This is a genomic window from Belliella baltica DSM 15883, from assembly GCF_000265405.1.
GTDB classification, from domain to species: domain Bacteria; phylum Bacteroidota; class Bacteroidia; order Cytophagales; family Cyclobacteriaceae; genus Belliella; species Belliella baltica.
On record NC_018010.1, the window covers coordinates 1965297 to 1986096 of the forward strand.

The 20800-nt window shown below is 36.7% G+C and carries 19 protein-coding genes and 1 other RNA gene; 14 read left to right on the forward strand and 6 right to left on the reverse strand.

The window, feature by feature from the left end:
- The first annotated feature begins 197 nt into the window (after positions 1-197).
- The 5 genes from BELBA_RS09080 (at position 198) to BELBA_RS09100 (ending at position 4526) form a co-directional block, all read left to right on the forward strand.
- Positions 198-380: a hypothetical protein gene (locus BELBA_RS09080; protein ID WP_014772420.1), complete on the forward strand. Its 183-nt coding sequence runs from the start codon at positions 198-200 to the stop codon at positions 378-380.
- On the forward strand, positions 368-670 hold the full coding sequence (locus tag BELBA_RS09085; RefSeq protein ID WP_014772421.1) for a type II toxin-antitoxin system RelE/ParE family toxin: 303 nt from the start codon (positions 368-370) through the stop codon (positions 668-670). The genes BELBA_RS09080 and BELBA_RS09085 overlap by 13 nt, the downstream gene beginning before the upstream one ends.
- Positions 671-896: 226 nt before the next feature.
- Entirely contained in the window at positions 897-2159 is a 1263-nt protein-coding gene (locus BELBA_RS09090) for a replication-associated recombination protein A (RefSeq protein ID WP_014772422.1), read from the forward strand.
- A 187-nt stretch (positions 2160-2346) separates the two neighbouring features.
- Positions 2347-3834, forward strand: a complete 1488-nt coding sequence (locus BELBA_RS09095) for a DUF5687 family protein (RefSeq protein WP_014772423.1) — start codon at positions 2347-2349, stop codon at positions 3832-3834.
- Positions 3831-4526, forward strand: coding sequence for an ABC transporter ATP-binding protein (locus BELBA_RS09100; protein ID WP_014772424.1), 696 nt, complete (start codon positions 3831-3833; stop codon positions 4524-4526). Before BELBA_RS09095 ends, BELBA_RS09100 begins: the two co-directional genes overlap by 4 nt.
- 69 nt (positions 4527-4595) lie before the next feature.
- On the opposite strand, the gene ssrA is transcribed toward BELBA_RS09100, so the two are convergent.
- Positions 4596-5004: a transfer-messenger RNA gene (gene ssrA, locus BELBA_RS19295) on the reverse strand.
- A 468-nt stretch (positions 5005-5472) separates the two neighbouring features.
- Between ssrA and BELBA_RS09110 the strand changes: the two genes are divergently transcribed.
- The 3 genes from BELBA_RS09110 to BELBA_RS09120 all read left to right on the forward strand — a co-directional run bounded on the left by BELBA_RS09110 (position 5473) and on the right by BELBA_RS09120 (position 8030).
- The gene (locus BELBA_RS09110) at positions 5473-6153 is read left to right on the forward strand and encodes a DUF481 domain-containing protein (protein ID WP_014772425.1); all 681 of its coding nucleotides are present in this window, start codon (positions 5473-5475) and stop codon (positions 6151-6153) included.
- Between the two features lie 159 nt (positions 6154-6312).
- Positions 6313-7458, forward strand: a complete 1146-nt coding sequence (locus BELBA_RS09115) for a DNA polymerase III subunit gamma/tau (protein ID WP_041779300.1) — start codon at positions 6313-6315, stop codon at positions 7456-7458.
- A gap of 188 nt (positions 7459-7646) precedes the next feature.
- Positions 7647-8030 carry a hypothetical protein gene (locus BELBA_RS09120; RefSeq protein ID WP_245531155.1) on the forward strand — a complete coding sequence of 128 codons (384 nt, stop codon included), beginning with the start codon at positions 7647-7649 and terminating at the stop codon, positions 8028-8030.
- On the opposite strand, the gene BELBA_RS09125 is transcribed toward BELBA_RS09120, so the two are convergent.
- The 4 genes from BELBA_RS09125 to BELBA_RS09140 are packed head-to-tail and all read right to left on the reverse strand — an operon-like array spanning position 8027 to position 12519.
- Positions 8027-9016, reverse strand: coding sequence for a DUF3078 domain-containing protein (locus BELBA_RS09125; RefSeq protein ID WP_014772426.1), 990 nt, complete (start codon positions 9014-9016; stop codon positions 8027-8029). The two genes, BELBA_RS09120 and BELBA_RS09125, sit on opposite strands and share 4 nt — an antisense overlap.
- A gap of 29 nt (positions 9017-9045) precedes the next feature.
- The gene (locus tag BELBA_RS09130) at positions 9046-10647 is read right to left on the reverse strand and encodes a LysM peptidoglycan-binding domain-containing protein (protein ID WP_014772427.1); all 1602 of its coding nucleotides are present in this window, start codon (positions 10645-10647) and stop codon (positions 9046-9048) included.
- A complete protein-coding gene (locus BELBA_RS09135; RefSeq protein WP_014772428.1) occupies positions 10644-11288 on the reverse strand; it encodes an O-methyltransferase in 645 nt (214 codons plus the stop codon). Before BELBA_RS09135 ends, BELBA_RS09130 begins: the two co-directional genes overlap by 4 nt.
- Position 11289: 1 nt before the next feature.
- On the reverse strand, positions 11290-12519 hold the full coding sequence (locus BELBA_RS09140; RefSeq protein ID WP_014772429.1) for a M16 family metallopeptidase: 1230 nt from the start codon (positions 12517-12519) through the stop codon (positions 11290-11292).
- Positions 12520-12652: 133 nt separating this feature from the next.
- Here BELBA_RS09140 and BELBA_RS09145 point away from each other — a divergent pair, with 133 nt between their 5' ends.
- The 6 genes from BELBA_RS09145 (at position 12653) to BELBA_RS09170 (ending at position 19029) form a co-directional block, all read left to right on the forward strand.
- The gene (locus tag BELBA_RS09145) at positions 12653-13945 is read left to right on the forward strand and encodes an aminopeptidase P family protein (RefSeq protein WP_014772430.1); all 1293 of its coding nucleotides are present in this window, start codon (positions 12653-12655) and stop codon (positions 13943-13945) included.
- 594 nt (positions 13946-14539) lie between these two features.
- Positions 14540-15007, forward strand: a complete 468-nt coding sequence (locus tag BELBA_RS09150; protein WP_014772431.1) for a hypothetical protein — start codon at positions 14540-14542, stop codon at positions 15005-15007.
- A gap of 5 nt (positions 15008-15012) precedes the next feature.
- Positions 15013-15615 carry a hypothetical protein gene (locus BELBA_RS09155; protein ID WP_014772432.1) on the forward strand — a complete coding sequence of 201 codons (603 nt, stop codon included), beginning with the start codon at positions 15013-15015 and terminating at the stop codon, positions 15613-15615.
- A gap of 744 nt (positions 15616-16359) precedes the next feature.
- Complete coding sequence (locus BELBA_RS09160) at positions 16360-17721, forward strand: hypothetical protein (RefSeq protein WP_014772433.1); 1362 nt, start codon at positions 16360-16362, stop codon at positions 17719-17721.
- 3 nt (positions 17722-17724) lie between these two features.
- Complete coding sequence (locus BELBA_RS09165) at positions 17725-18339, forward strand: hypothetical protein (protein WP_014772434.1); 615 nt, start codon at positions 17725-17727, stop codon at positions 18337-18339.
- Positions 18340-18417: 78 nt separating this feature from the next.
- Positions 18418-19029 (forward strand): hypothetical protein, encoded by a 612-nt coding sequence (locus BELBA_RS09170; protein WP_014772435.1) that lies wholly within the window; start codon positions 18418-18420, stop codon positions 19027-19029.
- Between the two features lie 300 nt (positions 19030-19329).
- On the opposite strand, the gene tnpC is transcribed toward BELBA_RS09170, so the two are convergent.
- Positions 19330-20772: an IS66 family transposase gene (tnpC, locus tag BELBA_RS09175; protein ID WP_245531063.1), complete on the reverse strand. Its 1443-nt coding sequence runs from the start codon at positions 20770-20772 to the stop codon at positions 19330-19332.
- Between the last annotated feature and the right edge of the window lie 28 nt (positions 20773-20800).

Here is a 20800-nt window from a genome sequence, read left to right on the forward strand (position 1 = left end):
AAATTTTGTGTTATAAATTCTCCAAGTCACTTCATTGTTAAAGACGGGAAATTGGTTTCCAAATTTATAGATACTCCTTTGGTTCCTTATTCATCTTATTTGGAACTGTTTCTGGCAGAATTGAAGGAAACGATTAAAGATTTTGAATCATAGCTTCTAATAAAGCTGTTTCTTTTATATATTTAAGAAAAAACACAATGATTACTAAGGAAAAATTACTCGAAACTCTAAAAAGCATGCCGGATAAATTTTCAGTTGATGATTTAATGGAGCGAGTACTTTTATTACAAAAAATTGAAATAGGAATGGAGCAATCCGAAAAGGGAGAAGGTTATTCCTCAGAAGAGGCCAAGAAAATGATTAATGAATGGCTAAAGTAACATGGTCTCCTCAATCTGTGGAAGATATCGCACATATTGCTGAATTCTATTTTAAGACATCTTCGAATTATGCCGAAAATCTAATATCTTCCATTTTTTCAAAAGAAGAATTGATAAGCACTTTTCCGGAAATTGGGAGGATAGTTCCAGAACTTAATAATAAGTCAGTTAGAGAAATAATTTTTAAAAATTACAGAATTATATATTCTATTTTCGATGAAAATAGAATCAGCGTATTGACAGTTCATACAAGTTCAAAGCCACTAACAGACATTTCCCTATTCGATTAATAAATTTTTTGTTGGTTCAAATATTAATTAAATGAGTACAAAATCTTTATATATGATCCCATTATTATGGGTCTAATTCTGGGGGATTGAACATCGATTTCCGAACCAATATCTTTTTATAACTTGTCCGCCTTGGCGGATCCAAGATCCGTTAATATCTTGCTAATAAGTAATTCAGGTTTCAATTCTCTGAATTCATTATAACCTTTCATTTTAGATATTCATAATGAACAACACCCCACTAGCAGAAAGAATGCGTCCGACAAGTTTAGATGAACTTATTGGGCAGGAACATCTCTCGGCACAGACATCCTTTTTGTACAAAGCCATCAAATCAGGCAATGTGCCTTCTCTGATTCTTTGGGGACCTCCGGGGGTAGGGAAGACGACTATTGCCAATATCATTGCCAATGAAATCAAAGCTCCTTTTTACACCTTAAGTGCAATCAGCTCGGGGGTGAAAGATATCCGGGAAGTGATCGAGAAGGCGAGATTTCAAATGGGCGTTGTACTTTTTATTGATGAAATTCACCGTTTCAATAAATCTCAACAAGATGCCTTATTGGGAGCAGTCGAAAAGGGTGTAATTAGACTGATCGGAGCTACAACCGAAAATCCGTCTTTTGAAGTCAATGCAGCACTACTTTCCAGATGTCAGGTTTTTACTCTAAATCCATTGGGGAAGTCTGAATTGGAAGGCATGTTGGTTCAAGCTTTGGAAAAGGATGTTTTACTAAAGAAAAAAAGCGTAGACTTAAAAGAAACTGAGGCTTTGTTGAGGCTGTCTGGAGGGGATGGGAGGAAATTATTGAATCTTTTTGAAATTGTCATAGAAGGAATCAATGATGATCCTTGTGTGATTACCAATGAATTAGTAACCACCATTGCCCAGCAAAAAGTTGCGCTTTATGATAAGTCAGGTGAGCAACATTATGATATCATTTCGGCATTTATCAAGTCTATCAGGGGATCAGACCCGAATGCGGCAGTTTATTGGCTGGCAAGAATGATTGAAGGAGGAGAGGATGTGAAATTTATCGCGAGACGATTGGTGATACTAGCTTCTGAAGATATTGGCAACGCAAATCCAAATGCTTTGCTATTGGCCACCAACTGTTTTGAAGCTGTTAAAATCATTGGTTACCCTGAAGCGAGAATCATCCTTTCTCAATGTGTCACATACTTAGCAAGTTCTCCAAAGAGTAATGCTTCCTACATGGCGATCAATAAGGCGCAGGCTTTGGTAAGAGAGAAAGGAGACCTTTCTGTTCCACTACATTTGCGCAATGCGCCTACTAAATTGATGAAGGACTTGAATTATGGAAAGGAATATAAATACTCACACGACTACGAGGGGAATTTTGTAGCTCAGGAATTTTTGCCTGATGAAATCAAAAATTTAAAGCTGTATGAACCAGGAAATAATGCAAGGGAAAATGAATTGAGGAAATACCTTAGTTCTAAATGGAAAGGAAAGTATGGGTATTAGAGCCTTTGAAACTTTGTCTTAATGTTTTGATGCCTTAATTTCATTCCAAATCAAAAAAAATGGATTTATAGAATTAATTTGATATTAGAAATTAAACTTATAAAGGATAATTCTTGAATAGTAAATATTCTATTTTATCTTCAAACTGTTAAATCAAAAATATGTATAGAAATTGAACAATCAGCCTATGATGCTACAATTAATCAAATTGGAATTGACAAAAACCATGCGGTCCACTTCCTTTGCAAAATCGGTTTTGGTGGCTGTTTTTCTCGGTTTTCTGGCAATTTTACTCCTCTCTTATTTATTGCTTTTGGGAATATTCCTGAAGGAATTGATTGAAAAGGGTTTCAACCAAACAGATGCCTACGCATTTATAAGTGGCAATTTGGTTTATTTTTTCTTGATAGAGTTTATGTACCGGTATTTCACACAGCAGCTTCCTGTAATTGAACTAGAGAGGTTTCTGCATCTACCAATCAAGAAGAGTAAAATTATCAATTTTCTACTTATCAGATCATTCATTTCACCCTTGACGCTAATTGCGGTTTTGATATTCACACCATTTGCGTTTAAGGAAATCATGCCACGATTTGGAGATGCAGCAGCTGGGTCATGGTTGATGTGCATCTTGCTGACTAGTTGGTCATTGCATTGGTTGATGTTGTGGTTCAAGCAGAAGTTTGAGGATAGTTTTACTGGCTTAGCAGTGATTTTTATCGTGCTCTTACTAGGTGTTGGTTCCAATTACTACGGATGGTTCAATATCGGGGAATTGGTCAAGCCAATTTTTGATTGGTCGCTGACATCTGTAATTCCTGTTGCAGTGATGTTTGTCGTTTTTGTACTTCTGTATAGATTGGCATTCACTTATTATAAGAACAATGCCTATTTGGAAGATTTGTCAAAAGAGGAAAATGTCCGATTTGCAAATTCCAGTTTTGGAATTTTGAATAGATTTGGTCTTGCAGGAGAATTAGCCAATTTAGAATGGAAGCTTATTATTAGGCATAAGAAAAGCAGAACATATTTGATGTTGGCAGGATTTTTCTTATTGTATGGGTTGATTTTTTATACGAATCCAGCTTATCAAACGGAGGAAGGATTTAGCCACATGTTTATTTTTGTGGGGACATTTATCACAAGTATATTCATGTTACAATATGGTCAGATGTTTCTGAGTTGGAATTCAGCTAATTTTGACTTTTTCTTGAAAAAGCGAGGAGGAGTGGAGGCTTTGGTTAAAGGGAAATATTTGCTTTTCGTATTGACTTCTGCAATTTCCTTTATCGCATCTGTTCCTTATGTTTATTTTGGCTGGGATATTTTACTGATTCACATTTGTACTTTCCTCTTCAATATGGGAATCGTGATTCATTTGGTTATTTATTTTTCCCTATGGAAGCCTAAGCCTATGGATCTCAACAAAGGAGCCATGTTTAACTATGAAGGTGTGGGCATCGCTCAGTTCCTAATGATGCTTCCGATTTTCCTTGGACCTTATGCAGTCTATTTCCCTTTTGCATTGCTGATCAATCAGTATGCAGGATTAGCAGCTTTGGCGATAGCAGGACTGATTGGGATAGTCGCATCGCCTTACTTGTCTTCACTTCCGGTGAAGAAGATTTTGAAAAATAGATATGAAATTTCATCCGCTTTTAGACAAGAGATATGATTCAAATACAAAACCTTAGAAAACAATATAAAGATGCTGTCGTGCTTGATGTGGCGTCTCTCGAAATCCCAAAAGCAGAATGTTTTGGATTGGTAGGAAATAATGGAGCAGGAAAAACAACTTTATTTCGGATAATTCTTGACTTGGTGCGTGCTACGTCCGGAAATGTAATGATTGACGGAGAGGACGTGAGTAAATCAGAGGAGTGGAAGTCTAAAGTTGGGGCTTATCTGGACGAACACATGCTTTTGGCCTATTTGACTGCAGACGAGTATTTCGAAACCCTAAGAAAAATCTACAGTTTATCTGAAGAGGATTTGGCACTTCATCTTGCCAAGTTTGACGAATTGTTCAACGATGAAATCAGAGGTAAAAAGAAGTATTTGAGAGACTTGTCGAAAGGAAATATAAAGAAAGTTGGTGTTGCAGCAGCCTTGATGGGTAATCCTCAGGTAGTGATGCTTGATGAACCTTTTGAAAATCTGGATCCAAGTTCTCAAAATAGACTGAAGAAATTGATTTTACAGGAAAAAGAACATTCACAAATCACATTTTTGATTTCCAGTCATGATCTGAATCATGTTACCGAAATCTGTGATAGAATCGTTTTACTTGAAAAAGGCAAGATAGTCAAAGACATGAATGACAAGTCCTTGATGGTAGCCGAATTGAATGAATATTTCGGAACCTAAAAAAATCTTTTAGTACAAAAAAACTCCCCAAACACCTTAAAATCTTATTTAGGGCGATTGGGGAGTTTTTTGTGGAGCTGGCGAGATTCGAACTCGCGTCCAGATAGGGAAACACCGTACCGTCTACATGTTTAGTCACCTGTTGGGTTTTCGATGATATGCTGCTGGATGACACACCTACATATCACTTATCTACTAGATTTTCGCATCTGCGTAGTAGCATCACAGATACTAGTCCTAACATTTCGACACCTCAGAATCAACCCCGAAAGGACGTAGGGTTGCGAGATGTGGCCGGGGAATCTCTATCGAGGCTCAACCCTTTAAGCGTTATCTATTTCCCGTGAGGGATAGATTAGGCAGCCATGGCGTAATTAGATTCGCCAATTATGGTTTGTATGAATTATTCACAGACGTACATACTCCACCTGACATGCGAGCCCGATCCTTACACCTACTGTCAAAACCGGTCAGCCCCATTGTTTCCAAATAGGAGGACAAATATAAGGGAAATAAAGTTCCTTCTGTGGTTTCAAGGTTGGGAATGTTGAAAAGTTTTAAGGTTTGGGATGGTAGCTGTTTTAAATTATAGATTCCAAAATTGTAAAATTTTTAGAATCTATGATTTTTTGGTTCAGACTTGATCTGCTGATGTCGCCTATTTCCAAGTCTTGATTCTTTTAACTTGGGCTTAAATTTTTTTTGTCATCCTTCGTAATCCTATGGAGCAGGCTTTCACCCCTTGAATTTCATCCTTACTAGAGACTATTGTCTCCAAAACTTGCTTTAGCAATCAAAATTCAAAAACTTTGTAATCCATCAAAAACAATAATCGTTTTGAAGAAACATTTCTTTTTACTCTTATTTCTAGTCCCCTTATTCGCAGAAGGTCAAATTCTCAATATCGAAAGATCCAGACTCGAAAAAGATACTACTAAAGTTTTTTTTGTTTAAAGCAGTTGCAGGACTGAATGCTTACAACCGAAGTGCAGCAGCGGATGACCCCGTAAATTTGTTTGGGTATAATTTAGATGTAAATGCGCTTTACTATCCAGGAGAGCATGGATACATGTTTATTTCTAAATTTGATTATCTCAAAATTAACGATTCAGATTTCCTTAATTTTGGGATGATTCATGGAAGAGTAAATTTTTTGAGAGAAAGAAAGGTGAACTATGAAACTTTTATTCAATATTCCTATGATAACTTTAGAGGTCTCTATCCAAGGTGGATTGCAGGTGGATCCGTAAGACATAATTTTATAAAATCAGAAAAATTCTCTTTTCTATTTGGAGTAGGTGGAATGTATGAGTTTGAGAAATGGCAAATTCCAAATGAAGATCAATTTGTAGAAGTAAGCTTTCTCAAGAGCTCAAATTATATTTCTTTGAGGGCTACACTTAATGAATTCGTCGATTTTAATATGGTGAATTATTATCAGGTAGGCTATGACAAAAGTATTTCAGGGTTTAGGCATAGGGTTAGTAATTCTACCATTCTCAATACTAAATTGACAGAGAAATTCTCTCTAACCAATACATTTGAAATCTCTTATGAAGACAAACCTATTGTACCAATTACCAAGATGATCTATGCTTTTAAAACAGGTTTGTCTATAAACTTTTAATGAGCTGTGGTTGAATTTCCAATAGAACAGGATCTAAGATTTTAAGATGAATTCAGAACAAAAATTATTTTAACACAGAATCAGACTTTTGACAAAAATTATTCCTTGATTTTCACTTTCACCAAAGGCTAGTTTCTAATAATTTTATATCTTGCAGAGATGGAAAATTTCGTTGTTTCAGCTAGAAAATATAGACCTTCCAATTTTAAAAGTGTCGTGGGCCAAAGCCATATCACGACGACTTTGAAAAATGCGATAAAAAACAATCACCTTGCTCAGGCATTTTTATTCTGTGGTCCAAGAGGAGTGGGGAAAACTACTTGTGCTCGGATTTTAGCTAAAACCATCAACTGTGAAAATTTAACAGCGGATTTTGAGGCTTGTAATGAATGTAGCTCTTGCAAGGCTTTTGTAAATAATGCTTCATTTAATGTTCACGAACTAGATGCGGCTTCTAACAACTCAGTAGAAGATATAAGGAACCTTGTCGAGCAAGTACGCTACGCACCGCAACAAGGTCAGTATAAAGTCTATATCATAGATGAAGTTCACATGCTTTCTAATCAAGCCTTCAATGCTTTTTTGAAGACTTTGGAAGAGCCTCCGAAGTATGCGATTTTTATTCTAGCGACTACCGAAAAGCATAAGATTATCCCTACAATTCTGTCACGTTGTCAAATATTTGATTTCAATAGAATTCAAATAAAGGATATTGCTGAGCACTTAACTTATATATCTTCAGAAGAGAAAATCGAATATGAAGAAGAAGCATTAAGACTTATCGCGACCAAAGCTGATGGAGCTTTGAGAGATGCACTTTCAATTTTTGATTTGATAGTCACGTATTCTGCAGGAAATAAACTCACCTATCAAGAGACTATTTCGAATTTACATATTCTTGATTATGATTATTATTTCAAGGTTGTGGATGCGCTTTTGGAAGAAAGTATCGGTCAGGCGCTCCTAATATTTGATGAAATTCTAAAAAAGGGGTTTGATGGAAATAACTTTATCGTTGGTTTAAATGAGCATTTAAGAGATTTGATGGTCTGTAAGGATGAGTCTACTGTTAGCCTCCTGCAAGTGTCTGACAATACCAAAGAAAGATATTTGAATCAATCAAAAAGTGCTTCTTTATCTTTTCTATTATCAGCGATGAACCTTTGTAATCAGTGTGATATTCACTACAAAGCTTCCAAAAATCAGAGGCTTCATGTTGAATTGGCATTGATGAAAATGGCAAAATTGAATCAGGCGATTTCCTTAGCAGCATTGGCTCTAGAGGATTCAAAAAAAAAAGCCTAGCAACTCAGTCTGATTCATCGAGTGTTACCCCCACACTTTTTAAAGAAGCGAGTCCATACGAAGCTAAAAAGTCTCCCGTACAAAAGACGATCTCTATTCCTTCTTCAATTCAACAGGCAAAAAGCAATCTAGAAGCAAAGCCTAATCCTCCAACTGAGCAAAAGGAAAAAATAGAGGTCAAAGAAGAAGTGAATCAATTGGCTGAGCTTTTTGATGAAGATAAATTCAAAAATGTTTTGTTTGATATGGTTGAGGAGTACAAATCTAACCATAAAAATCTCGAAGTAACCGTACTCAAGCAACCCTACAAGCTAGAAGGAGAGCATATTACTTTTTTGTTGAATGGAGAAATTCAAGAAGATATTTTCAATAAAAATAGACCTGAGGTGCTCAATACGCTTCGAAGAAAATTGAACAATTACAATATCAAGATAGATGCGGAAATTCAGGAAAATGCAGTTCCGGAAGGAAAAAAGCTTTATACCTCCTCAGATAAACTTAATTATCTTTTAGAAAAACATGGGGCATTGAGGGAATTGCAGAAAAAATTTGGCCTTGAAACAGACTTTTAAAATTCTAATCCTATTCCAAAATTGATCAAATTCTGCAATTGAATAGCAGGGCCAGGTGGTTTGTCAGATCGAGTGATCAATACACTTTCATCGTAAATTAATATCGTCTCAATTCGAGTAGTGATAAATTTGTTGACTTTCATGCTAATGACGGAGTTGAAGTTAACCACCATATTTCCTAAATTTTCATAATTGGAGAAGAGATTCAAATCTGCTTTCCAACGAATGTTTTCCAAAATTTGGATGTCTGTAGAAGAAGTAAGTGACATGCCTGCCTCAGCGCGAACGACTTCACCCGGAATGACTCCAAAAGCTCCTGCTCGACTCAGAGAATCGTCCATGACAACTGTAAAACGACCGGTAAATGGTGATCCTATAATGGATACTTTATCGTCATTTTTGAATTCTCTTTTGTAATTCAAACCAGTGGAAGACTGAATATATGCTGGAGCCAAAAGGTCAGAGATTCTATTTCGAGAGTCACGTTCTGCCCCTCCAGGTCGGAAGTAACGATACCCTGCTAGCAGTTGTGTTCGAGCATCTATTTGAGTTGATAGATACCATCTTTCAGATAATTCACGCCCGTATTTGCTTAAGAAAATAAAGTTGTCATTGGTCTTCCTTGTCGCAAAGCGCCTATCGCTCTGTCTGTTAAATCCGAAGTTAATAGTCAACTTACTGTCCCAGATTTTTTTATCTTTTTTATAATTAGCGAACAGATTTAATCCCGTATTCAAAGCCATATTACTTGCTCCACCCGCAGACCAATTTGTCAAACTTACTTGCTGAATGCTCAAGTTGAAGTTTCCGCCTTTTTTCCAATAGACTGGCTCTTCAGGTCTAAGAATAATGACTGAATCTCCAAGCATAATGATCGTTTCTCCATTGATGATCAAAGTGTCAGCAAGTTGAGTTTGGTCTTGGGCACGACTTTGATAAACAAATGCCACCAAAAGAAATAATAGGAGGAAAAGCCTCTTGATCATAATTCAAATATAAGTGGAGCTTTTGATTTTTAAGGTTTGAAAATGATCAATTTTTGCCCAAGCTGGATATTATCACTTGAGAGATTGTTCCATCTTTTAATTTCCTCTATCTTGACGCCATACTTTTGACTTATTCTGAAAAGGTTTTCGCCTTGAGATACAGTGTGGCTGATCCTTGTGGGACTTGCTTGTTGAGTTGGCTTAGTTTGTTCAACAGGCCTAGTTATTGGCTGACTTGTTTGAGTAGGAGCGGACTGCGCCTGCGGAATTGGAGCAGGTTGCCTTTGCTGATTTACAGGAAGTACTTTGATTTCTTCCCCTCTTTTCCTATGTTCTTGTAGATTGAGAACCATTCCTACTTGCAGGCTTTTGTCATTTCTGATTCTATTTTTAGCTTTCAATGAAGAAAGTTTGATTCCATATTTTTGAGAAATTGACCAAAGTGTTTCTCCTTGTTGGACAATGTGGATTTCTGCATCTGCACTCCCTTTTTTTGGTGCGGTATAATAATATTGACCTGCTTCAATAGGATCTTTTTTATCCAAATCATTTATTCTCCTGAATTTACCCGAACGCATGCCGATTTGATCAGTGAAGTTGTCTTGTGAAGTGCTTGTAGCAGCTTGAACTGCTTCTATATCATTGACCAAAATCTGATCTGTCTGTGTGGACTTAGCAGTATTGCCTGTGACCTTTGGATATGAATTGGCTTGTGCTTGACTGTATCTCGTGGTTTGATAAGTCGTAGCAGAGTTATCTGTTTTAGTACTCGTCTTTGCAACAGCAGGTCTGGCTTGTGGAATTCCACTTTTCACATAAACAATAGAATAGGTTTTATCACCTGGGATTTGACCATTGCTTGTCCATTTATTGTATGCTTTTAACTCTGCTTCAGGGACACCAATTCTGGCTGCAACTGCTTTCAGTGTAGTCGGGCCTTGGACTGAAATTTCTTCCAGATAACCCGTATTCGATACCAGTCTTCCTATTTGCCCTTCGAAAGCAATTTTGTGTGCGAGAAATTTCTTGAAATACCAATGTGTATTTCTATCAAGCTCAACAACCTTTTTACCGTTATACTGGGTGCCAAAATATGATTTAGCACCACCCAAACCCATCTGGTATGCGACTAATCCGCACATCCAATTGTCAAACTGACTGTTGTTTTTCTTCAAATATCTTGCTGCACCTTGAGTGGAGGATACTATATTTTTCCTTTCGTCAATCTGATTGTCAACTCGCAAAAAAACCTCTTCGGCAGTTCCTTTTTTGAACTGCCAAAAGCCAACTGCATTAGAAGTAGAGACTGCATCTGAAATAAGACTGCTTTCTTGAATGACTAAATATTTTAAATCAAGTGGGACTCCAATTGCTTGAAGCTCTCTCTCAATGATAGGCATGTATAGGTTGACCCTGTCAAGTTTTATCTTGAAATACGTTTGATTTCTGTGTAAAGCATCTACATCCAGTTGGATTTCTCTTCTTGCTTGTTCGTTAAGTTTAAGTGTCAAGTCTGCAAAAATAATTTCTCTTGGAACTTGTGGGATTTGCCCAAAACCTTGGTTAAAAACCAAAGTGAAAAGTGCAATGAATAGACTTTTTGAAATGATACTTAAAAAACGTGATTTCATAATTTTCTTGCTAGCATAATACCATCCCGAATGGGTAGCAATACATTTTCTACTCTTGGGTCTTCTTGTACGATTTTGTTATACTCTAATAAGACTTTGGTGTCTTTATCGATTTTTTTTCCTTCTTCTATGAGAATTTTACCTGACCACAATACATTGTCAGCCATGATAATTCCTCCAGGATTCATTCTGTCGATTATCAAATTATAGTAGTTGATGTAATTGGCTTTGTCCGCATCGATAAAAACCATATCGAAATTACCCCCCAATGTTGGGATGATGTCCAATGCATTTCCCAATCTATAATCAATCTGATCTGCCAAGCCTGATTTTTGAAAAAAGCCTTTGACCATTGGTGCAATCTCGTCATTGATGTCCAAAGTGATCAATTTCCCATTTTTACTTAAACCGCGAGCCATACAAATCCCCGAATAACCAGTATAGGTTCCTATTTCTAAAATCACCTTGGGATTGTGCATCTTGACCAATAATTCCAGAAATTTTCCCTGCAAATGCCCAGAAAGCATTCTTGGCATCATTACTTTGGTATGGGTTTCTCTGGTGATGTGCAGAAGCAATTCATCCTCTTCCGAAGTGTGATTTTCACAATAGGCCAATAATTCAGGAGCGATAAATTCCATTTTATTTGGGTAAATAGGTTAGAAAACTCAATTGATCAGGTGCAAATACTTCGTTTGCTATTTCTTGAAGTTCTTCAGAAGTAGTTTCACGAATCATCCCAAAGATACTGTCAAGCGAATCAATTCTGCCTTTATCCAGAAGATTTTTACCGAAAACTAACATCAAAGCAGCATAGTTTTCTTCTGCCATCGCCATTTGACCTATCGCTTGTTCTTTGGCCATATGAAGCTGCATGGTTCCTAGCTTTTGAGTTCGAAGTTTTTCCATTTCTTTGAGTACAAGCTTGCTTGCCCGTTTCACCGTATTTTCTTCCGTTCCGAAAAATATTCCTAAGAAGCCTGTGTCTGAATAAGTTTGAAAAGAAGATTCCACGGCATATACATAGCCATGCTTTTCTCTTAATGAAAGATTGAGTCTTGAGTTCATACTCGGCCCACCAAGAATATTGTTCAATAGATAAAGCTTAAATCTTTTTGGGTCGTAGATAGAATAGGCAGGTTTCCCAATAGCACAATGAGCTTGACTGATATCTTTTTCTATCACTTTTGTCTTTGGGACATATTGCGAATAGCCACTTCTGATGTATAGACTCCTTTTTGCAGGGATAGCTGAAAGAAATCCCTCGACTTGGTTTAGCACTTTCTTGAAACTGATATTTCCGACCACAGAAAAAACAATATTTGTCGTGTCCATTCTGCTGGAAATAAAATCAAAGAAGTCCTGCTGACTGAATTTTCCTACCGTTTCCTCCGTCCCAAGGATGTTACGACCCAAAGCATGCCCTTCAAAAACCAATTCATCAAATTCATCTTGAATGGCATCTTCTGGAGAATCCCGATACATCGCCATTTCTTCTAAGATAACTTGCCTTTCTTTTTCGATTTGTTTTTCTGGAAATGTACTGTTGAAGGTAATGTCACAAAGTAACTCAGCAGCTTTATTGAAATGTTCTTTTAGAATACTGGCGTAAAAGCATACTTTCTCTTTCGTGGTGTAGGCATTGAGTTCACCGCCTAGCGATTCCAAACGGTTGATAATATGGAAGGCTTTGCGCTTTTTGGTACCTTTAAAGGCCATGTGCTCCCAAAAGTGAACAAGTCCCTCTTGTTCTTTCGACTCGTCCCTACTTCCAATATTCAATATAAATCCCGAATGAACCATCCTCGTGTGAGGCACTTCCATGTGAATGATTCTGATTCCGTTTGATAGTTCTTTGAGGTTGTATTGCATTTGTAATGATTTCGCAATTAATGTACAAAAATATAATAGTTTTAATGGTTTTCGGTTCAATTTTAGTGTAATTCCAAGTTTTAAGCCTTAGAAAATTATATTTGTAAATAGAAAGTAAAAAATAAGAGACAATATGAAATATAACCCACTTCCAAAAGAGCTTTATATCAAAAACCGCAAGAAGTTGACCGAGAAATTGCCAGCGAAATCTGTAGCTGTTTTTCATTCGAATGACATCATGCCAACCAATGCTGACGGGACAATGCGGTTCAGGCAGAATAATGATATTTTTTACCTGAGTGGAATTGATCAGGAAGAGTCCATTTTGATCCTTTGTCCTGATTTTCCCAATCCTGATATGCGGGAAGTACTTTTTTTAAGAGAGACAAACGAACATATAGCCATCTGGGAAGGGCACAAATACACCAAAGACGAAGCACTTGAAGCATCAGGAATTCAAAATATTCAATGGCTAGCCAATTTTGATCAGGTGCTCAATACCTTGATGTCGCTGAGCGAAAATGTATTCCTCAATACCAACGAACACCTGCGAGCAGATGTACAGGTAGAGAGTAGAGATTCAAGGTTTATCAAAACTTGCAAAGAGAGATTTCCGCTTCATACCTATCATCGCGTAGCACCTTTGATGCATCAATTGAGGGCAGTAAAGGAGCAGGAGGAAATCAATCAGATGCAAATCGCCTGTGACATTACTGAAAAAGGCTTTAGAAGAATCCTCTCTTTTGTGAAGCCGGGTGTTACAGAATATGAAATCGAGGCGGAATTTATCCATGAATTTATCCGAAATAGAAGTAAAGGTTTTGCTTACGAACCCATCATCGCTTCTGGTGCAAATGCCTGTGTGTTGCATTACATCGAAAACAAAGAAATATGCAAGGATGGTGATTTGATCCTCTTCGACGTGGGAGCGGAATATGGAAATTACAATGCTGATATGTCAAGGACGATCCCTGTCAATGGCAGATTCACCAAAAGGCAGCGAGCTGTTTATGATTCTGTCTTGCGTGTACAAAGTGCAGCTATGGATATCTTAAGGCCTGGTGTGAATATTCAGGATTACCACAAAGAAGTTGGATTGATTATGCAGTCTGAGTTGGTTAGTTTGGGCTTGATCGACCAGACAGATATCAAAAACCAAGATCCAAAATGGCCTGCTTACAAAAAATACTTTATGCACGGCACTTCTCACCATTTAGGATTAGATGTTCATGATGTAGGAACGATGTACGAAGCGATAACTCCAGGGATGGTTTTCACTGTAGAACCAGGGATTTACATTCAAGAAGAAGGTTTGGGGATTAGATTAGAAAACAATATCGTCATCCAAGACAACGGCTACTTCGACCTGATGCGCAATATCCCGATAGAAGCAGAGGAGATTGAGGAACTGATGAATAAAGGATAAAGGATAAAGAGCTTGTCCGCCGTGGCGGAATGAATTCAGAAGGGTGAAGGATGAAATGCTTGCACAAAGATGCATAGAAGTAAAAGTGCGCTGAGTTTTGTTTTTAGCTGGAGGATGCAATGAAGCGAGAGGCAAGACAAAAGATACAAGAATCAAGATATAAGAAAATAGAAGCTTGAGACGAGATGTTAGAAGTAATTTTTAACAGCTACGAAGTAGTTTAACTTTGAAGCCCTGGGTTCCAACCTGGGGATTGAAGTTGATGAGTAGTATAACAACCTCAAAGCGCTTGTCCCGAGTACCGCTATCGGTACGGGAGGTTGAACTTTGTAATGTTAGAATCAAAAGGCACAGTAAACAAGTAATGCTTGTTCATTGTGCTTATTTTATTTTTAGACTAAAAATTTTTTCAAAAATACAAGCTCAATAAAATCATATATAAAAGAATGATTTTAGATTATAAAACCTGATTTTATGCAATGAATACTTTTTAATTAGGATTTTCCGTTATTAATTATTTCAAAAAATATTTGCAACTAATTTTATTTTCATCTATCATTGGAAATATTAAATTCTTAACTATAAAATATTTTTATGAAAAAGTATCTATCTATCCTATTTTTAGGTTTAGTAGCTATTAGTTCTTGTCAAGAAAATGGACAAGAAGAATTAAAAGAGGGTCTTGAAACAATGCTCAAAGATCAAGATCCAGTTGCTTATGAAAATAAGCTTAAAGAATTAACCCTATTTATGGGGGAGGTATTTAAAGATCCTGATGCAATTAGGGAGTTATTTGATTTGGCTAAAGCGGACGAATATGAAGAAGACATATCTTACAGCTTAAAAACGTTATTGGAAACAAATCAAAATCCAAATACTAGACAGAATTCCGCAATTGTAAGTGCATTTTATAAAAATGCAGAAAATCATCGCGTTACTCAGGGAGAGGATTTTAATGAACAAGATTTCATTGATTTTATCAATGAAAATAACATTGATGGTGAGGAGTACCCAGTTATCACACAGGATGTAGCCCAGTTTGCTTTGAGAATTAGACAATAATGAATATGAAAATAACAGTATTGGTAGTTTGTGCTTTCCTAATTATTGGATTGGCTAAAGCACAAGACCTTCAAAAAAACAGCTTTGAGATTTCAACTTTTAGAAATGCAAGCAATGATGGACAAATTCCTGTAAGTAGTATGCTTAATTATGGGATTAGTTTTAATTATGATCGGTATTTTTTTAAAAGATGGAATGTAGGAGCAGGATTGGGTTTCGGGGACTTTAATGGAAAAGGTTATAATGGTGCTTTTGAGGAATTCTATGAATTTAAAAGTAATAGAAACTACACCCAATACCATATTAGAGTGGGATTTGAACCAATTCAAACGAAAAGGTTTATATTAGGTGTCCAGGCTGAATTCCAAAGGTTTTCATATAATGCAATTATCGATAGATGGTCTGGAGGACCGGGCCAACCGGGAGATGATCCTCGTCGTGTTACATTAGGAAGGGCACATGTGTCAGGCGGATTCTTCGGGCCATATGGAATTTTTAACTTTTCCGAGCGTTTCTTTTTGCGCGGAAATTACTTAATTGGCATTCCAGAATTGAATTATGATTGGTGGAGTACTAATATGTCGCTAGGAGTTGGCTACAGGTTTTAGTGGTCAAAATTGAATAGACAATTTGATTTTGAATCATCTCAATTTCTAAACTTTCAATGCCTTCAATCGATTTCGATTGAGGGCATTTTCTTTATAGGATTTCAATTAATACTTTCCCTTCTTAACTGATGGACTTCTTGAAATTAGCCAAGTTTGGATTCTTTCTGAAAGTTTAACATTTGGAAATAGTATAGATTGGGGATTTATTAGTTCAGTTTTGCTTAATTAACTAACCTTAGATTGGAGGATTAAATAATGAATTTACTCTATGAAAATTCAATCTTTGTTCCTGGGTTTTTGAGAAATTCTATTGGGTTATCATTTGTTTGGTATAAATACAACTAGGTATTTTGATTGAACATTTCTTTAAGAAGTAATATGGATTTTCAATGGACAGAGCGTGGAGGATAAAAGCTTGTTTCAAAAGAAATCCACTACGAAGTGCCTGTCCCAAGAATCAAGGAGGTTGAACTTTGTAATTTTAGAATCTAAAAGCACAGTAAACTAGTAAAGCTTCTCCACTGTGCTTATTTCATTTGTAGACTAAAAATTTTTCAAAAACACAACCTCAATAAAATCATATATAAATGAATGATTTTAGACTATAAAACCTGATTTTATGCGATGAATACTTTTTAATTAGAATTTTTCCGTTGTTAAATATTTCAAATATTATTTGGAACTAATGTTATTTTCAATTAATCTTGATGACGAATAAATTAATTAACAAAAAAGTACACTTTTATGAAAAAGTATCTATCTATCTATCTATCTATCCTATTTTTAGGTTTAGTAGCTATTAGTTCTTGTCAAGAAAATGGACAAGAAGAATTAAAAGAGGGTCTTGAAACAATGCTCAAAGATCAAGATCCAGTTGCTTATGAAAATAAGCTTAAAGAATTAACCCTATTTATGGGGGAGGTATTTAAAGATCCTGATGCAATTAGAGAGTTATTTGATTTGGCTAAAGCGGACGAATATGAAGAAGACATATCTTACAGCTTAAAAACGTTATTGGAAACAAATCAAAATCCAAATACGAGACAGAATTCCGCAATTGTAAGTGCATTTTATAAAAATGCAGAAAATCATCGTGTTGCTCAGGAAGAGAATTTTGATGAACAAGATTTGATTGATTTTATCAATGAAAATAACATTAGCATGTTGGCTCCATATATGATCGGTTATTTTGAACCAGAATCAATTACTGAACTTACAGTTTCTTGGTGGACAGAAGAAATGGAGTTAGAAGGTTTGGCTAAAGATCCAGATTGGAAGGGCGAAACCCCGGGTGTTAAGTTAAACATAAATGATGATGGTAATTTTATTCAATTTAGAAAATCAGGTGTAAATTATTTTACCAATGAAATGGTATATGCTAATGATGAATATGCTATGGATAATCCTACAGTAGTATTTGGAAGTTTTGAAGATGATGCTATCCTTGATCCAGGAGATGAATGGTACGGGGGAGGGGGTAGTACTACTCCACCACCAACAGCACAATCTGTAAAAATACAATGTTCTGATCTTGTTGAAGGGTCCCGATATACCTTGAGTATGCCTGATTGGAGATTGATTCAAAGTGTCAGAAGTTGGCCAAATAACAATTTTGTTCATTTGTGGCTTGTTTATGGAGAGATTTCTGGATTCAATCCTTCAGGTCAACCAAACTTAAATGATAACATCACAAAACCTCTTACTGGTTATAAAATACTAAGAAGGCATGCAAATGAAGGAAGATGGCAGCCTGGTCCAGTTTTAACTTCTCAGTTACCAGACGAATCAGTAAATTTTTATTTAATTTGGGCAGTAGAGCGTCCATCCACACGTTTTAGTATTTCAGGAGATTTGAAAATAAGCAAAGATGGACTTACTATACCAATAAAAGAGTTTACCATATCCAAAGAACTAAGATTATTAGGGAATCCAAATTCAGATTCATATATGAATTTCAATAAATGCTTTGTTCTTGATGATAATTATAATATTCAGGGAGATGCCTTTGATAATAGTGGAAGTTTGATAACTAGAACTGTTGAAGGTGATACATATCCTGTAATTCGTCAAAATGTTGCAGAATTTATTTTAAGAACAAGACATTAAATTATGAAGTATTTAGTTTTTTTTCTGTTTGTCTTTCTTCTTTTTCAAGAGGTTTCATTTGCACAAGATGTGAAAAAAAACCGTTTTGAAATTAACACCTTTCAAAATAGAGGGGCAAATACAATTGGTCCAGAATCAGTAAAGGCAACAGGAATCAATATCGGATATACAAGATATGTTTTAAACAGACTCAACTTGGGAGTTGCTTATGGTTTCGGTGAATTCTACGGCAGAGGTTCCGATCTTCTAGAGCGTTTTGACGATTTCAATGATTTAGAAAGAGACTATCGCCAATTTCAAATTAAACTTGGATACGATGTTATTCAAACTGAAAGATTTGTTTTGGGTATTCAAGCTGAATACCTACGAAATTATCGTAATGGAGTCGATGAAATACTTACTTCATGGGATCGAGATGAACAAGGAAATAAAGTTAATTTTCAAGAAAGTATAGGTTTTAGCCGAAGTGCCACTCCTAGTTTTTATACTGGAGCATATTTGATGACTAAGTTGCATAATCAAATTTATTTAAAAGGTGACGCATCCTATGGAGTTCCAAGTATGAATTTTGATTACCAATTATTTCAATTTTCATTTGGACTAACCTATCAATTTTAATTAAAAAGTACCTGAAAGCTCTCTGGATTTATTTCTAGGGAGCTTTTTAAATTAAATGTGTCATTAAAATTTGAGTAAATGAAAAGAGTATTAATTGTTTTTGCATTTTTATGTGTATCAGTTTCCAGTGCTATAGCCCAAGAAAGTAAAGATAAAGAACTGATCTACAGAATAGGGGCAGGGCCTGCGATTGAAGGAAGTTGGGGTTTTTGGGCTGTTAATTTCATGAATGAATTGAGCTATTATGCCACGCCTAGATTTTCAATCAATCCTTCTTTGACTTATTTCGCATCTGTTGCAGATTTTGACCTTGGTGGTGGTTATTGGGAATCAAGAATGAATGGTGAAAACACGGAAACATTTGTTTCAAGCTTTTTCACCGATGTCAGGTTCCAATATGATGTGATTAAGACGAGTAAGGATTTTAGAATCGGGCTTGGCTTTGGTCCATCATTTCAGTACGGAGGAGATGGAGTACATGGTGGCTGGGTTTTGAATGAATTCGGAGAATATGATAGTGTTTGGCTGGTAGAAAGGTTTGCTAGGTTAGGCTATGTGACACAAGTGACCTTCGACTGGCAAGGAAAAAATATCAATCGAAGAAATACCCTAGGAGTAAGCATGTCTTCTTTTGAAGGTTATTGGCCCTATTATTTGATGGTGAATTATAGGCTTGGGTTTAAGTTATGATAAAGTCTGAAATGGAGTATGATGCTATTGTTTTGGGAGTATAGTTTGTTAGACCTGTCAGGTTTTCAAAACCTGACAGGTCTAACTTTTACGAAGATTTTCAGTTTTTAACGATTACATCAATCTCGATTTCAACTTTTCCTTTGATCCCAAAGGGATCACTTGTCTATAGCATCGAACATGCCACGAAGAGTACGACCTCAACGGGGTCGAATTGCTCGTCTTAGTTCTTTTCTATAAACATATGACCTCTACGAGGTCTTTTTTAGGATTTAAAATGAGTAAATAAGCATAATGTAACTACTCAGGTTGTAAATTAGCTATATGATTTAGATTTTCTAAGATATTTCCCGAACGTTTGATCAGGGTATCCACGACGGATCTTATAACACAGAAGTTTTCAGCTCCATTGTTGGATTTGAACTGTCCTGATATTTTTTGTTTCACCTTGATGTTGCGTATGGCTCTTTCAGAGGCATTGTTATCCGGTGGTACTTTTTGGTGATAGAGAAAAGTAAAAAGTGACTTTCTGTATTTCAGGAGTCTTTTTTGTAGGGATACTGCTTCTTTATGTTTTGACTCTACAGGTTGGGCGAGTAGGTTATCCATCTTCTCTTCAATGGAAGCAATACTCCTGCTATTCTCTGGATCTGGTAGTTTTTTGAGTTTTCTCTTCAGTGAGATAGCTTCCCTGAACAGGGCCCTAAGGCTGTCAGCCCATTTAGATTTATAGCGTTCAACAATGTAGTTGAGCTCCCTAAGCAGATGTGCACAACAGAGCTGGTGCAGGTTTTCCGAATAGTTGAAGTATGCCCTCCATGCATCGTGGCACAATACTGCCTTTCCGAACCCATCGGGAAAATGTGTATTCATCGCCTTAAGTCCACGTGATTCAGATATAGCTAACAGGGTGAGTTCCTCGGTCTGATAAGTCCAGACCCACTGTTTGTTTCCATCCACTTTAGCCCCAGTCTCGTCAGCTCCTATCACAGGACTTTTAGAGACTGCCGTCTTTATCTTTGCATATATTGGTGCAGACTTGCGGGCAAACCTACCGATAATGTTATCGATACTCCCCTCGCTGAGATTAATACCGAAGCAGTCCCTGAGAAGTTCTTTCATCCTTCTATAGGGAACATACTGTCTGGCATGCAGATAACCGACAATGGTTTCAACACCGCTCCCGTACTGTATGGGGGCATTGATATTGTCAGGGAATGACCCACTGATCTTTTCTCCACAGGAACAGTTTTTGGAAAAGATTCTATGCTCGGTACATACCACTTTAATCACAGGAAGATCCAGGACCTGTCTTTTGGAGGACAGTTCTGCTGGAACCGCCGACAGATCACCACCACAGCAGGTACAGAATAAAGGGATGTGGTTTTCTATTATGTCCGGGGAGGATGTCATTTCAAGGGTATGGCCTTTGTGTCCAGGCTGACCGCCGGTTTTGCGCCCTGTATCCTGACGGAGACTCTGATTTTTTTTGGGGCGGTTCTCGTCTTTTGAAGGGGGAACCGAGCTGTTGCGGCTGTTTTTGGGATTACGGTAACGGGCAAGCTCATTTTCCAAATCGGATACCCTAGATTTTAAAGACTTGACCTGCTCCATAAGCTGGAGGTTCATCTTGATCAGTTCCTGAATAAGCGTATCCCTGTGGTCCAATATACTATAGAAATGTTTCCTGAATATCAGCACATAATCCCATGAATACCAATAATCCACGCTGTTTTTCCCCACAAAAAAATGTGGATAAACCAACTTTAAA

Excerpts from the sequence above, each read along its gene's own strand:
- BELBA_RS09080 (WP_014772420.1), top strand. The coding sequence starts at position 198 with ATGATTACTAAGGAAAAATTACTCGAAACTCTAAAAAGCATGCCGGAT.
- BELBA_RS09085 (WP_014772421.1), top strand. The coding sequence starts at position 368 with ATGGCTAAAGTAACATGGTCTCCTCAATCTGTGGAAGATATCGCACAT.
- BELBA_RS09090 (WP_014772422.1), top strand. The coding sequence starts at position 897 with ATGAACAACACCCCACTAGCAGAAAGAATGCGTCCGACAAGTTTAGAT.
- BELBA_RS09095 (WP_014772423.1), top strand. The coding sequence starts at position 2,347 with ATGATGCTACAATTAATCAAATTGGAATTGACAAAAACCATGCGGTCC.
- BELBA_RS09100 (WP_014772424.1), top strand. The coding sequence starts at position 3,831 with ATGATTCAAATACAAAACCTTAGAAAACAATATAAAGATGCTGTCGTG.
- BELBA_RS09115 (WP_041779300.1), top strand. The coding sequence starts at position 6,313 with ATGGAAAATTTCGTTGTTTCAGCTAGAAAATATAGACCTTCCAATTTT.
- BELBA_RS09125 (WP_014772426.1), bottom strand. The coding sequence starts at position 9,016 with ATGATCAAGAGGCTTTTCCTCCTATTATTTCTTTTGGTGGCATTTGTT.
- BELBA_RS09130 (WP_014772427.1), bottom strand. The coding sequence starts at position 10,647 with ATGAAATCACGTTTTTTAAGTATCATTTCAAAAAGTCTATTCATTGCA.
- BELBA_RS09135 (WP_014772428.1), bottom strand. The coding sequence starts at position 11,288 with ATGGAATTTATCGCTCCTGAATTATTGGCCTATTGTGAAAATCACACT.
- BELBA_RS09140 (WP_014772429.1), bottom strand. The coding sequence starts at position 12,519 with ATGCAATACAACCTCAAAGAACTATCAAACGGAATCAGAATCATTCAC.
- BELBA_RS09145 (WP_014772430.1), top strand. The coding sequence starts at position 12,653 with ATGAAATATAACCCACTTCCAAAAGAGCTTTATATCAAAAACCGCAAG.
- BELBA_RS09150 (WP_014772431.1), top strand. The coding sequence starts at position 14,540 with ATGAAAAAGTATCTATCTATCCTATTTTTAGGTTTAGTAGCTATTAGT.
- BELBA_RS09155 (WP_014772432.1), top strand. The coding sequence starts at position 15,013 with ATGAAAATAACAGTATTGGTAGTTTGTGCTTTCCTAATTATTGGATTG.
- BELBA_RS09160 (WP_014772433.1), top strand. The coding sequence starts at position 16,360 with ATGAAAAAGTATCTATCTATCTATCTATCTATCCTATTTTTAGGTTTA.
- BELBA_RS09165 (WP_014772434.1), top strand. The coding sequence starts at position 17,725 with ATGAAGTATTTAGTTTTTTTTCTGTTTGTCTTTCTTCTTTTTCAAGAG.
- BELBA_RS09170 (WP_014772435.1), top strand. The coding sequence starts at position 18,418 with ATGAAAAGAGTATTAATTGTTTTTGCATTTTTATGTGTATCAGTTTCC.